This window comes from Enterobacter mori, from assembly GCF_025244905.1.
Classification (GTDB): Bacteria; Pseudomonadota; Gammaproteobacteria; order Enterobacterales; family Enterobacteriaceae; genus Enterobacter; species Enterobacter mori_A.
In genome coordinates, this window is the sequence record NZ_CP104285.1 from 2,801,869 (window position 1) to 2,815,063 (window position 13,195).

Consider the following 13,195-nt stretch of genomic DNA (forward strand, 5'->3'; position numbering starts at 1 on the left):
TCTACTTAATCAGGCGGCTGTGTACGCCACACGTTGTTCACGATTTAATCCCTGAAGCGCCGACACATCGACGATCAGCGCCACGCTGCCATCACCCAGAATGGTCGCAGCAGAAATACCCGGCACTTTGCGGTAGTTGCTTTCGAGGTTCTTCACCACCACCTGGTGCTGACCAATTAGCTGATCGACCAGCAGCGCGTAGCGGCGACCGGCACTTTGCAGGATCACCACAATGCCCTGCGTGGCTTCGGTTTTGGCGCCGTCCACTTCGAACACTTTCCACAACTCAACCAGCGGGAGATACTCGCCGCGCACTTCCAGCACGCGCTCGCCGCCCGCCAGCGGATGCAGATCTTCTTCACGCGGCTGCAGAGATTCCATCACCGCGTTCAGCGGCAGAATGAAGACTTCGTCCGCCACTTTGACTGACATACCGTCAAGGATCGCCAGCGTCAGCGGCAACAGGATGCGAATGGTGGTGCCAGAGCCCTGTTTAGACTGGATCTCAACGTGGCCGCCCATCTCCTGGATGTTACGTTTCACCACGTCCATGCCCACGCCGCGCCCGGACACGTCGGTCACCTGCTCGGCGGTTGAGAAGCCCGGCGCGAAGATCAGCATGCCCACTTCTTCGTCGGTCATGTTTTCGTTAACCGCCATGCCCTGCGAAATCGCCTTCGCGAGAATGCGCTCGCGGTTAAGACCCGCGCCGTCATCGGTCACTTCGATGCAGATGTTCCCGCCCTGATGCTCCGCGGAAAGAATCAGGTTTCCGACAGGTGATTTCCCCGCCGCCACGCGGTTTTCCGGCAACTCAATGCCGTGGTCGAGGCTGTTACGCACCAGGTGCGTTAACGGGTCAATGATGCGTTCAATCAGGCTTTTGTCCAGCTCGGTGGAGCTGCCCATCAGCGTCAGTTCAATCTGCTTATTGAGCTTACTGGCCAGGTCGCGCACCAGGCGCGGGAAGCGGCTGAAGACGTATTCCATCGGCATCATACGGATGGACATCACCGATTCCTGCAGATCGCGGGCGTTACGTTGTAACTGACCCATGCTGGTGATGAGATCGCCGTGGGTCACCGGGTCCAGTTCGTTAGAACGTTGCGCCAGCATCGACTGGGTGATCACCAGCTCACCCACCAGGTTAATCAGCTGATCAACCTTCTCAACCGCCACGCGGATGCTGGTGGACTCGCTGGAGCGCGCGGCAGGTTTTTCACCGCGGGCCGGTGCAGCCGTATCTTTCGGCACGGCTTTCAATGCAGGCGTGGCCGTTACGACGGCAGGTGCGGCCGCTTCAGCGACCTCTTCCACTGCGACAGGGACGTCGACCGCCGCAGTTTCAGTTTCAAAGGCAATTTGGTCGGCTTCGATAACAAAGCACAGCACCGCCACAATATCGTCCTGACTGATACCGTCATCCAGCGTCGCGGCAAGGCTGTCTTTGCCTTTCACCACGTTGCTCAGTGTCGCCAGGTTACCCAGTTCTTCTTCGAGAAGGTTGACTTCGCTCTCTTTAAGACGGGACAACACCACGCGCAGCTTCGCCGGATGGGCGGCAACGGGCGCAGCGTCCTGCGCGGCGATGGCATCAACAACGCTCAGCTTCGCCGCCGGTACGGCAGCGACCACGTCACCTTTTGCTTCCAGCGCCAGCTGGCGCAGTGCATTGCAGATGTATTCAAAGCTGGCGGCATCAGGCTCTGCCGAACTTTTATAGGCGTCGAGCTGTTCCTGCATAATATCTTTGGTTTCCAAAAACAGGTTGATAATGTCGGTATTGAGCTGCATCTCACCGCGTCGTGCTTCATCCAGCAGGTTTTCCATTAAATGGGTCGTTTCCTGCAAAATGGTAAATCCAAAGGTCCCTGCACCACCTTTAATAGAATGCGCTGCACGGAAAATGGCATTGAGCTGCTCTGAATCCGGTGCTTCAGGCACCAGGTCCAGCAGGTGTTGCTCCATATCGGCCAACAGTTCATCGGCTTCATCAAAAAATGTCTGGTAAAAATCGCTAATATCCATGCTCACGCTATCACCTCGGATTGGCTGGTGGCGATGTTGGAACGGCAGCCGAAGGAACGGCCCCAGGCTGTTTTAAATCGTCCAGTGACTCATTCTGACTTTCGGCGTTTTCATGCAGGATGGCCTGCTCCGCCTGCTGGTTCAGCACTAAAAGACTGATACGACGGTTGATGGCGTCGTCCGGCCCGCGGTCGGTGACGCGCATGGTTGCTGCCATGCCGACCACACGCAGAACCTTGCCATCATCAAGCCCACCCGCCACCAGCTCGCGACGCGAGGCGTTGGCACGATCGGCAGAAAGCTCCCAGTTGCTGTATCCCTTCTCACCGCTGGCGTACGGGAAATCATCCGTGTGGCCTGACAGGCTGATTCGGTTAGGAATGCCGTTCAGTACCGGGGCGATGGCGCGCAAAATATCGCGCATATACGGTTCCACTTCCGCACTCCCGGTTTTAAACATTGGGCGGTTCTGGCTATCGATAATCTGAATACGCAGCCCCTCCTGCACCAGGTCGATTTTCAGATGCGGACGCAGCGCGCGCAGCTTCGGGTCCGCTTCAATCAGCTGATCGAGATCGCCACGCAGTTTTTTCAGGCGCGCCTGTTCCATCCGTCTTTTCAGCTCGTCGATGTTCGGCTCTTTTTTCACTTCACCCTTCTGCTGGGTGTAATCATCGCCACCGCCGGGGATCGGGCTGTCGCTGTTGGAGATACGCTGCCCGCCCGTCACCGCCGTTGCCAGCGGCGTTCTGAAATATTCCGCAATCTGGATCAGCTCTTTCGGGCTGGAGATGGAGATCAGCCACATCACCAGAAAGAACGCCATCATGGCAGTCATAAAGTCGGCGTAAGCAATTTTCCACGAGCCGTGGGAACCGTGTCCGTGCCCCTTATGCTTGCGCTTTTTTACGATGACGATCGGATGGGACTGGTTTTTCATGCGTCCTCAGTTGTCGTCTGTTGGTTTGGATTTTTCACCGCACGCACGTGTTCTTCAAGCTCGATAAACGACGGACGCTCGCTGGAGTACAGCGTCTTACGGCCAAATTCGACGGCGATCGGTGGTGCGTAACCGTTAAGGTTGGAGAGCAGCGTAATCTTCACGCACTGCATCATTTTGGTGGTTTCCGCGCTCTTTTGACGCAGCACGCTCGCCAGCGGAGAGATGAAACCGTACGCCAGTAAGATACCGAGGAAGGTACCGACCATCGCGTGGGCAATCAGCGCACCTAACTCAGCCGCAGGACGATCCGCCGAGGCCAGCGCGTGCACCACCCCCATCACCGCCGCAACGATACCAAACGCCGGAAGCGAGTCGCCCACCAGCGCCAGGCTGTTTGCTGGCACTTCAGATTCGCTTTCGTGGGTTTCGATCTCTTCATCCATCAGCGCTTCAATTTCGAAGGTGTTCATGTTGCCGCTGATGATGAGGCGCAGGTAATCGACGATAAAATCCAGCATCATCGCGTCAGCCAGGATACGTGGATAGCTGGCGAAGATTTCGCTCTCTTTCGGGTTTTCGATGTCACGCTCCAGCGAGAACATGCCCTGCTGACGGGACTTCGCCATCAGGCGATAGAGCAGCGCCAGCAGATCCATATACATGCTTTTGGTGTATTTCGAGCGACGGAACAGCAACGGAATCGCTTTCAGCGTGCCCTTGATCGATTTACCGTTATTACCAACGATAAAAGCCCCTACCCCTGCACCGCCGATGATAATAAGTTCAGCCGGTTGATAGAGTGCTCCAAGGTGCCCGCCGGTCATCATGTAACCGCCGAAAACTGTACCGAGAACTACCAGGTAACCTAATAAGATAAGCACGACATCATCCTTCCGCTAGTGACTAAGGCAGGACGTTCATTTCGACAGCGTTACCGAAATGCGGGGTAAAAAAAAGCAGCGGTAATTGCTTACCGCTGCTGGAATCTTGCCCACACGTTCGGGTTAAACAGCTTGTTCGATCTGTTCATCCAGCAGTTGTGGAATAATATCGGCAGCATCCCGGGAAAGTTTACGTCTTTTTACGGCACGGGATGGAGGCTGGCATAAACTACAGGCGAAGCTGCCAGCAGGCTGATGAGCATGGGTAATAAAATTGCCATCGCAGCAGTTGCAGCGAGACAGTTCAAGCATTCCGCTTTCAACAAAACGCACCAGCGTCCATGCGCGGGTCAGTGCCAGCAGGGGTCCATCTTCCTGCTGAGGGCATTGTTCAAGGTAAAGTTTATACGCTTTGATCACGGCATCGACGCCGCTACACAAACCGGTTTTCAGAAGGTACTGCCAGGCGTTACAGAACATCGACGCATGGATGTTCTGCTCCCAGGTCATAAACCAGTCCGTTGAGAACGGCAGCATTCCTTTAGGCGGTGGACTACCACGTAATTCTTTATACAGTTTGATGAGACGACCACGGCTCAGCTGAGTCTCGCTTTCCAGCATTTGTAAACGAGCACCCAGCGTAATCAGCTCCATTGCCAGCTGTATATCACGCGCTTCCTGAACAATGCTTTTCTCGCTCATTTTTATGCCCTTTTCTTACGGGCAACGTCATCAGGCTGGCTGATTTCGCTGAGCAATCGTGTGGAGAGAAGAATACCGGTATGGACCTGTTGAAGATCGTCAACGCGGGATTCCTGGGTCAGACGCGTGATTGTCTGCGGATTATCAAAGCGGAACTGGCAAACGAGTTGATTCGTTTCTGCCAGCTTGACCATTTGCGGGAGCGTTAATCCACCCAACATGGTTGCCATCTCTTCGTTAATACCCAGACGAAACATCGCGGACGCTTTGTCCTGACTAATCAAACGCTGCGCGAGCAGTAAATATGACAAATTGATGTCATAGATATGTTTTAGCAACTCGGATGTATGCATTGTTCCCATCCCGAATAACCAACTATTATTTTTATGCGGAAAGACCGCACCCCGTGATGTCGCCGGGAAATCACCCGGTATAAAAAAGAAAAGGCTAAATGCATAGTTGAATTTAGGTTTGTATTCAGCAAAACGTACAACAGCTGAAACGCAGCTGCGCCTCATATCGTTTTATCATTTCTTACAAATAACTAAGATTTTTCCTAATTCGACGCAAACTCTACTCGTCAGTTTTGACACATACAATGCAGCCATCCTCAAATTTAAAAAAAATGTGATCTACGTCACACAATTTAAGTGAATATTCTCCATAAATCCATCAGTATGACTTGTAATTTGGTCAATATTTAACCAAACAAGACTGTTTTATATTCTTGAAGAGCGAATACTCATGCAGGCGTATGAACAGATATGGCATAGCAATTGCTTTTTCTGCTTATATTGACTACGCCAATCATTCACATCGCGTACATCGGGCAGTCACACTTCAATTACTTAATAAAAACATACGGTTACGAAAGAAGGACATAAAATTCATTTCACTGCGTGATCATTCAAATTGTGTTTATAACAGGTTAAAACGATTTAACGCGACTGACTTAAAAAAGTGTGATTTACGTTAAGTTGTTAATTTTTTTCATTTAGACACAGTTTGCAATTATTCTTCTTATAAGAATAATTAATGAATAATTATGATAAGCTTCACACTAATGACTTATTCACCCCTTGCGGAAGTCTTGAAATCGGGGTAAAGCTGAAGAAACCTTGTTGTTCAGACATCAAAGGAGCGCGTGATGAGTTACACCCATCTTCTTGTTTCTGTTGCGGTTTCTCCGGAAAGTCATCAGCTCGTCGCCCGTGCCGTTTCTATCGCCAGACCCACCAATGCCCGCATCAGCCTGATCACACTGACAGCCGAACCCGAAATGTACAATCAACTGGCTGCCCCCATGCTGGAGGATATTCGTGAGGTTTTGCAGGAAGAAACACAGCAGTTTCTGCGAGAACTGGTAGAAAAGGCAAAATATCCGGTTCACCAGACCATTATTGCCACCGGGGAATTAAACGAACATATTCTTAGCCTGTGCCAAAAGCAGAATATTGATTTGGTGATCTGCGGTAATCATAACCAAAGTTTTTTTTCTCGTGCGGCATGTTCGGCGAAATCGATTGTCGCCTCAAGCCAGGTGGATGTGTTGTTGGTTCCTCTCGGGGGCTAATAAAGCCCCCGAGGAATATCACGCCAGTTTAGGGAAAGTCGCGATCTTTTTTTGCAGCTGTCCCTCATGGCTCTGCGGTTCAATTTCACGCAAATTGTCTATAAAACGTGCTTGCCAGTGGTTAATATCATTTTTACGGATGGTCTCCATCATCTCCGCATGGCGCGATATACGCTCCGCGAGCGGCATGGTTAAGGCGCGATGGAGGGCGTTCGCCACGTCATCGCGATCGTAAGGGTTAACGATGAGTGCTGAAGTAAGCTCATTCGCCGCACCGGCAAATTGAGACAGCACCAGTACCCCAGGGTCCGCAGGATCTTGTGCTGCGACATACTCCTTTGCCACCAGATTCATCCCGTCACGCAGGGGTGTCACCAGCCCGACATCCGCATAGCGGAAGACCTTCATCAGGATCTTGCGCTCAAAGTGTTGATTCAGATAGAAAAGGGGTGTCCAGCCCAGCTGTCCGTAGCGGCCGTTGATGCGCCCTGCTTCGGTCTCCAGCTGGTGACGAATATCCTGATAAGCCTGCACCTCGCCGCGTGACGTCGGCGCTATCTGCGTATAGCGAATTTTGCCGTGATGCTGCGGATATTTCTCCAGTAACGTCTCATACGCCAGGAAGCGCTCCGGTAAGCCTTTGGAGTAATCGAGGCGCTCTACTGAAAAGATATTCTTAACGTTTTTAAGCTCATTCTTCAGCTGTGCCAGTTTTGGCGGCAGCGGGCCAGACGCTTGTTCGGCGATCTCTTCCGGCTCGATGCCGATAGGATAAACCTCTGTATGGAAGGTTTTACCCCAGGCCGTGTGCGATTTTCCGCCATGCGTGACCAGCCGCGTTTTACCCGACACGCTGTCGAGGAACGCCAGCCTGTCATTTTCAGTCTGGAAGCCCAGCAGGTCGTAATCCGCCACCGCCTCCAGGATCTCGTCATGCTGCGGCAGCGCGGTGAAAATCTCCGGCGTCGGGAACGGGATATGCAGGAAGAAGCCGATACGGTTGTTGACGCCGCGTCTTCTCAGCTCTCTGGCAAAGGGCAAAAGATGATAATCGTGGATCCATAAAATATCGTCTTCTTTAATTAAAGGCAGCAGTTTATCGGCAAGCAGCGCATTGACGCGCATATAGCCTTCATAAGACTCCCGTTGGAATTTGACCAGGTCCAGGCGGTAGTGGAAGGCTGGCCACAGCACGGCATTGGAGAACTCGGAATAGTATTCGTTATAGTCCTGTTCGTTCAGGGCGAAAGAGGCCCACGTAATGTTGCCGCGCGAAACTTTCTTAAGCGGCTTCTCTTCGTTACTGATTTCCCCACTCCAGCCAAACCAGAGTCCTCCAGCGGCTTTTAAGGCACCTAATACCCCCACCGCCAGGCCACCCGCGCTGGCTTTTTTATCATCCGGCGGTGCAATGCGATTAGAGACGACGATTAAGCGACCCATATAGATTTCTCCCGTTGTGTTGCGCTATTTGTTGTTGTTGCTGGTTAGCGACGTCAGATATCCACTGCCAGACGCTGGCGACGCTTTCCAGCCGCCATCCGGCACACGTTTCTCCAGGCCCGACTTTGACAGACATCCCGCCGGCCTTATTTACCACCATAAACCCGGCCTCATCGGTCAGGTCATCCCCCAAAAATACCGGCTTTCGCCCCTGAAAAGGCGGCTCGGCCATAAACGCCGCAATAGCAGCGCCTTTGTTGATCCCTTCAGGTTTAATTTCAATGACACACTTCCCCGGCTGCAATGCGAGTTCCGGGTGCGCATCGGCCACGCTGCGGGCAATGGCAAAGACTGCCGCTTCGTGATGCGGTGCCTGACGATAGTGCAGAGCAAAGGCCATACCTTTGGCTTCCAGCTCGGTACCCGGCAGCGCCTCCAGAGCAGAAGAGAGATGAATATGCAGCGACTGAATTAAGGCATCGGGGAGTGAGACAATATGCTGTTGATCATGGATATCGCGGCGCTCCGCTCCGTGTACACCGGCCAGCGGAAAGTGATATGGACTGGCGAGCACGTCCAGCTCGGCCATTGAGCGCCCTGAAATCAATGCCAGTGCTCCCTCGTTCATCCGTGAGAGCTGCTGCAAATTCTCTAACACCGTATCCGGTACGACGACCTCATCAGGATGCGGTTTTATCCCGGCGAGTGTTCCGTCGAGGTCAAAAAAGAAAGCAAATTTTCCGGGCAGTACAGGCGGTGCGGTTAACAAGTCAGCCACCCTTTTCCTCCTTACAGTGAGTAAACAGCCATGTAAGTATAGACAGTGTGACGGTGCTCGCCATTTGACAACCGCCCCGACAGTAAAACTGGCGGGGCGGTTAAAGGGTCAACTATGGTTATTAGTTGACCAATAAAAAGCGCGGGAAGGCGTTAAAGGGTACGCTTCGCTTTTTGCTTGTAACGGTCGAAAATCACGGCTGCGAGCAGGATCAGACCACGCACCACGTACTGTGAGAACGGCGAAATATTCAGCAGGTTCATGGCGTTCTCCACCGTCCCCAAAATCAGGATACCGGCCACCACATATGAGATTTTTCCGATGCCGCCTTTCAGGGAAACGCCCCCTAAAACGCAGGCTGAGATGACGATCAGCTCATAACCAATGGAGGTCATCGGCTGGCCGCTGGTCATGCGCGACGCCAGAATGATCCCTGCGGCTGCGGAGACCAGCCCGGAGAGCACAAAGATAATGATCTTGGTGCGCACCACCGGAACCCCCGCCAGACGCGCCGCCTCTTCATTCCCGCCAATCGCCAGGGTGTTACGGCCAAACGTGGTGCGGTTAAGCAGGAAGCCAAACAGGATCAGGCACGCGACCGTCAGCCAGATTGGCGCGGGCAGACCCAGCCAGTTGGCATAGCCCAGGGTAAAGAAGCGCTCGTCTTCGATCCCCACGGCTTTCCCGTCGGAGATGATATAGGCCAGACCGCGCACAATTTGCATGGTCGCAAGCGTCGTGATCAGGGCGTTAATCTTCAGGCGGGCAATCACAAACCCGTTCACCAGGCCACTCAGCACGCCGAGCATCAACCCTGCAAAGACGCCAATCCACAGGCTCTCGGTCATGTTGATGACGACTGCCGTGGTCACGCCTGCGCAGGCGATGACCGAGGCCACCGACAGGTCAAAATCGCCCGACGCCAGGCAGAACAGCATGCCGCAGGCCACCATGCCGGACATGGAGATTGCCAGCCCCAGCCCCTTCATATTAATGAAGGTGGCAAAGTTCGGCACAAAAATCGCGCAGGCGAGGAACAGCGCGGCAAAGACGACCAGCATACCGTACTGGTCCCAGATGCGGCCAAAACTGAAGGCCGACTTCGGCGCTCCGGATGTAGTTACAGAGGACATCATTGACTCCTTACTCAGGCGACAGCCTGGCTAACTTTAGGCATGGCGAGACTCAACGCCTGTTGTTCATTCGCCTGTTCATGCAGCAACTCACCGGCAATTTCACCTTCACGCATCACGACGATGCGGTCGGCAACGCCAAGCACCTCCGGCAGATCGCTGGAGGCGAACAGCACCGCCACGCCGCGTTTTGCCAGTTCATAAATCACGTTGTAGATTTCGTGTTTCGCCCCCACGTCGATACCGCGCGTCGGCTCATCCAGCAAAATGACCTTCATATCTTCCGACAGCCAGCGGCCCAGAATGGCTTTTTGCTGATTACCTCCGGAGAGATTCATGATCAGCTGCTCCGCCCCCGGCGTTTTGATGTTCAGCGAGCGGATATGGTGGTCGGCGTTGCTCGCTTCCCAGCCGTCATTGATCAGGCATCCCGCGCGGATGTATTTGCGTCTTGCAGAGATATTGATGTTGTCGCGTACCGAGTGGACCGGAATGATCCCCTCCGCCTTGCGATCTTCCGGGCAGAGCATCATGCCCGCATTGATCGCGTGAGCGGGCTTCTGGATATCGATTTTTTGCCCGTCAATGTAAACCTGCCCCTGTGCGATCCGCGTGCCGCCAAACAACCCTTTCATCAGCTCGCTGCGCCCTGCCCCGACAAGACCAAACAGCCCGACGATTTCCCCGCTGCGCACCGAAAGAGAAATCGGCGTGCGCACGCCGGGCGCTTTAACGTTATCCAGACGCAGGCGCTCCGGGCCGTACTCGCGCGGCTGCCAGTGGTAAATATCGCCCAGCTCGCGTCCGACCATCGCCTGAACCAGCTGGTCATGGTTAACCTGCGCCATGTCCGTGAACGTCCGCACGTAGTGACCGTCCTTAAACACGGTGATGGCATCGCTTAGGGCAAAGATCTCCTCCATACGATGCGAAACGTACAGAATAATGCGCCCTTCTTTGCGCAGCTCGCGGATCACGCGGAACAGATTTTCAATTTCACGGGCAGAAAGTGAACTGGTCGGTTCATCAAAGGCGATAATCTTGGCGTTACGCGCCAGCGCCTTGGCAATTTCAACCATCTGCCACTGGCCGATGGAGAGATATTTGAGGGGCGTTTGCGGATCAACATCCAGCCCAAGGTGTTTAAGCTGCAGCCCCGCTTCGTAATTGAGTAGCGAACGATTCACCACGCCGCTTTTGTGCGGAAGCTGACCTAAATAGATGTTCTCTGCCACGGTCATTTCAGGAATGAGGTGCAGTTCCTGATAGATGATGGCGACCCCGGCATTGAGTGCCGCCGTCGTATCGGCAAATGCCACTTCTTCGCCGCGTATAGCCAGCGTGCCGGTTGTGGGGGTGTAGTTACCGCTGAGAATTTTCAACAGCGTGGATTTTCCCGCGCCGTTCTCCCCCATCAGCGCGTGAACCTGACCGGCATGACAGTCGAAGCTGATATCGGTCAGCGCGTTAACACCGGGGAACGTTTTCCCGATGCCGCGAAAAGAGAGATAGGGATCTGACTGTTGCATAACGACTCCGTGATTCCTGTAGTGTGTACGTCTGGCCCCTCAGGTGAATGAGGGGCACAATCACAGCGTATTACTTACCGCCCAGTCCTTTTTTCGCCAGCTCCTCTTTGAAGTTGTCGCGGGTGATCAGCACCACGTCGGTCACTTCGGTGAATTTCGGCGGTTCAGCCCCTTTGGTCACCCAGTTGTAGAGCATTTCGCTCGATTTGTAGCCGTGAACATCCGGGCTTGGCAGCAGCGAGCCATAGAAGCCGGTCGCCTGCGCTTTGGACAGTTCGCTGACCGCGTCCACGCCGTTGATGCCGATGCCGATAACATCAGGCGCTTTGAAGCCCTGGCCTTCGGTTGCGCGCACGCCGCCCAGCACGGTGTTATCGTTCATGCCAACCACCAGCCAGTGTTTCACTTCAGGATGCTGAACCAGCATGGAGTTTGCTGCATCAAAGGCACCGGGAATGTCGTTAGATTTGGTCGGCACTTTATAGATCTGCTTTTCCGGGAAGCCGGCCGCTTTCAGGGCGTCCATTGAACCGGTAGTACGACGACGCGCCGTGTCCAGCTCGTCAGCGGTAATCGCCATCACGCCGGTTTCTTTTACATCCCAGCCGCGTTTTTGCATCTCTTTATAGAGTTCCTGGCCCTGACGTTCACCGATTTTGGTCGCCGCCATCATCACCAGCGGTACGCTATCCATCGGCTTGCCTTTGGCATTGACGAACTGGTCATCAACGGCAATGACCTTCATGTCGTAACCGCGCGCCTTCGCGGCAATGGCAGAACCCAGCTTCGGATCCGGCGTACAGATAACGAAACCTTTCGCCCCGCTGGCCGCCAGGCTGTCAATGGCATTCAGGGTTTTTTCACCGTCCGGCACGGCGATTTTAATGACTTCAAAACCTAAATCTTTCCCGGCCTTATCGGCGAATTTCCACTCCGTCTGGAACCAGGGTTCTTCGGGCTGTTTTACCAAAAAACCGAGTTTTAAATTCTCAGCCATAGCGGATTGTGACATAACGGCAGCCAGACCGATGGCCGCCAGCGCTTTAGTAAATTTGTGCATGGTAAACTCCAGCTTTAGTATTCTTTTCTGTAGGGAATATCAGCGTGCTTCGTATTTAATCGGACTTAAAACAAGGCATTAGCGCTTACCTCGTTATAAGCGTTAGTGCTGGTGATAGTTTTAGCGGGAAATTAATCATCCATAAGAGAGCGGCATCACACCGCAGAATTACAGTAATTGCGTACATAAATTCAGCGGAAAATGACATAAAAACGGCAGGAATTGTCAGACAATTAAAATGAGGTTAAGCAGAATAATCCATAAGATTAGCCAAGAAGTCCCTGACAGCCGGACGCTGCAGCGCCCGGCGAGAAATTTACCAGGCGTAATAGATGTGATCCGCGTGATCGCGGGCAGGCGCTTCGTCACCCAACAGGCGAGCAGAAAGGGTCAGCGCGAAGTCAAACGCGTGGCCCAGGCCTTTACTGCTGATCAGGTTTTTATCCTCTACGACTGGCGCATCAACGTATTCTCCGTCAGTGACCGTCTCCCATAATTCTCCCGAGCATACGTAACGCCGCCCCTTCAGCAGCCCATTTCCGCCGAGCACGCGCGCCGCGGCAGAACAGATTGGGCAGATCAGTTTACCGTTTTCATCATGGGTGGACACGAAACGGATAACCTCCGGGCTAGCGGCCAGATTGACGCTGCCCTGCGGGCCTCCGGGTAAAACCACCGCGTCATAAAGCGTGTCCAGACGTTCGGCCAGGGTACTGTCAGCCACCATCGGAATATTATGGTAGCTCACCACCGCACGGGACTCTGCGCAGGCCAGGGTTTCCACCTCAATATTCAACCGACGCAGAATATCAATCGTAATAATTGCTTCTGCTTCCTCAAAACCAGGTGCCAGCAGCACCGCAACGTTCGCCATGTTAACCTCAGTGAATGGAACACATTAAAACACTGTTTCATTTTCACAAAGTCATCAGGAACAATCCTGCACGGCGATCACATTACTGGCATTTTTCCAAAAATTGATTTAGCGCAACTTTACGCCTATAGAATATATTATGAATTAATCATGCATATTTGTTCTATTCGCAGAATATTCTTTTATCAGACTATTTAACGCTGTAATTCCAGAGCAGTAAATATATCAACACACTGCAAAATCAATCACTT

13 protein-coding genes are annotated in these 13,195 nt (G+C 53.2%); 2 read left to right on the plus strand and 11 right to left on the minus strand.

From position 1 onward, the window contains the following. Window positions 1-9: 9 nt before the first annotated feature. The 5 genes from cheA to flhD all read right to left on the minus strand — a co-directional run bounded on the left by cheA (window position 10) and on the right by flhD (window position 4,907). On the minus strand, window positions 10-2,034 hold the full coding sequence (gene cheA, locus N2K86_RS13215) for a chemotaxis protein CheA (protein WP_260658897.1): 2,025 nt from the start codon (window positions 2,032-2,034) through the stop codon (window positions 10-12). A 4-nt stretch (window positions 2,035-2,038) separates the two neighbouring features. Then, a complete protein-coding gene (gene motB, locus N2K86_RS13220; protein ID WP_260658898.1) occupies window positions 2,039-2,968 on the minus strand; it encodes a flagellar motor protein MotB in 930 nt (309 codons plus the stop codon). Next, window positions 2,965-3,852, minus strand: coding sequence for a flagellar motor stator protein MotA (motA, locus tag N2K86_RS13225; protein WP_008500417.1), 888 nt, complete (start codon window positions 3,850-3,852; stop codon window positions 2,965-2,967). Before motA ends, motB begins: the two co-directional genes overlap by 4 nt. Before the next feature lie 123 nt (window positions 3,853-3,975). Beyond that, the gene (flhC, locus tag N2K86_RS13230) at window positions 3,976-4,560 is read right to left on the minus strand and encodes a flagellar transcriptional regulator FlhC (protein ID WP_172411157.1); all 585 of its coding nucleotides are present in this window, start codon (window positions 4,558-4,560) and stop codon (window positions 3,976-3,978) included. Beyond that, window positions 4,557-4,907 (minus strand): flagellar transcriptional regulator FlhD, encoded by a 351-nt coding sequence (gene flhD / locus N2K86_RS13235; RefSeq protein ID WP_010432485.1) that lies wholly within the window; start codon window positions 4,905-4,907, stop codon window positions 4,557-4,559. Before flhD ends, flhC begins: the two co-directional genes overlap by 4 nt. Window positions 4,908-5,277: 370 nt before the next feature. Between flhD and N2K86_RS22670 the strand changes: the two genes are divergently transcribed. Both N2K86_RS22670 and uspC read left to right on the plus strand, forming a co-directional pair. Then, on the plus strand, window positions 5,278-5,352 hold the full coding sequence (locus N2K86_RS22670; RefSeq protein WP_407065286.1) for an LIM domain-containing protein: 75 nt from the start codon (window positions 5,278-5,280) through the stop codon (window positions 5,350-5,352). A gap of 349 nt (window positions 5,353-5,701) precedes the next feature. Then, window positions 5,702-6,127, plus strand: a complete 426-nt coding sequence (gene uspC / locus N2K86_RS13240; protein ID WP_260658899.1) for a universal stress protein UspC — start codon at window positions 5,702-5,704, stop codon at window positions 6,125-6,127. Window positions 6,128-6,145: 18 nt separating this feature from the next. On the opposite strand, the gene otsA is transcribed toward uspC, so the two are convergent. From otsA to N2K86_RS13270, 6 genes are all read right to left on the minus strand, one after another. Further along, window positions 6,146-7,570, minus strand: a complete 1,425-nt coding sequence (otsA, locus tag N2K86_RS13245) for an alpha,alpha-trehalose-phosphate synthase (protein ID WP_260658900.1) — start codon at window positions 7,568-7,570, stop codon at window positions 6,146-6,148. Further along, a complete protein-coding gene (gene otsB, locus N2K86_RS13250; protein WP_260658901.1) occupies window positions 7,545-8,348 on the minus strand; it encodes a trehalose-phosphatase in 804 nt (267 codons plus the stop codon). Before otsB ends, otsA begins: the two co-directional genes overlap by 26 nt. Before the next feature lie 152 nt (window positions 8,349-8,500). Continuing rightward, entirely contained in the window at window positions 8,501-9,481 is a 981-nt protein-coding gene (araH, locus tag N2K86_RS13255; protein ID WP_216357614.1) for an L-arabinose ABC transporter permease AraH, read from the minus strand. Window positions 9,482-9,495: 14 nt separating this feature from the next. Continuing rightward, window positions 9,496-11,010 carry an L-arabinose ABC transporter ATP-binding protein AraG gene (araG, locus tag N2K86_RS13260; RefSeq protein WP_260658902.1) on the minus strand — a complete coding sequence of 505 codons (1,515 nt, stop codon included), beginning with the start codon at window positions 11,008-11,010 and terminating at the stop codon, window positions 9,496-9,498. Window positions 11,011-11,080: 70 nt separating this feature from the next. Continuing rightward, a complete protein-coding gene (gene araF / locus N2K86_RS13265; protein WP_260658903.1) occupies window positions 11,081-12,070 on the minus strand; it encodes an arabinose ABC transporter substrate-binding protein AraF in 990 nt (329 codons plus the stop codon). 316 nt (window positions 12,071-12,386) lie between these two features. Then, window positions 12,387-12,944 carry a DJ-1 family glyoxalase III gene (locus N2K86_RS13270; RefSeq protein ID WP_260658904.1) on the minus strand — a complete coding sequence of 186 codons (558 nt, stop codon included), beginning with the start codon at window positions 12,942-12,944 and terminating at the stop codon, window positions 12,387-12,389. Window positions 12,945-13,195: the final 251 nt, after the last annotated feature.

Coding starts and splice junctions, on each gene's coding strand:
- motB (WP_260658898.1), bottom strand. CDS start 2,968: ATGAAAAACCAGTCCCATCCGATCGTCATCGTAAAAAAGCGCAAGCAT.
- flhD (WP_010432485.1), bottom strand. CDS start 4,907: ATGCATACATCCGAGTTGCTAAAACATATCTATGACATCAATTTGTCA.
- uspC (WP_260658899.1), top strand. CDS start 5,702: ATGAGTTACACCCATCTTCTTGTTTCTGTTGCGGTTTCTCCGGAAAGT.
- otsA (WP_260658900.1), bottom strand. CDS start 7,570: ATGGGTCGCTTAATCGTCGTCTCTAATCGCATTGCACCGCCGGATGAT.
- araH (WP_216357614.1), bottom strand. CDS start 9,481: ATGTCCTCTGTAACTACATCCGGAGCGCCGAAGTCGGCCTTCAGTTTT.
- araG (WP_260658902.1), bottom strand. CDS start 11,010: ATGCAACAGTCAGATCCCTATCTCTCTTTTCGCGGCATCGGGAAAACG.
- araF (WP_260658903.1), bottom strand. CDS start 12,070: ATGCACAAATTTACTAAAGCGCTGGCGGCCATCGGTCTGGCTGCCGTT.
- N2K86_RS13270 (WP_260658904.1), bottom strand. CDS start 12,944: ATGGCGAACGTTGCGGTGCTGCTGGCACCTGGTTTTGAGGAAGCAGAA.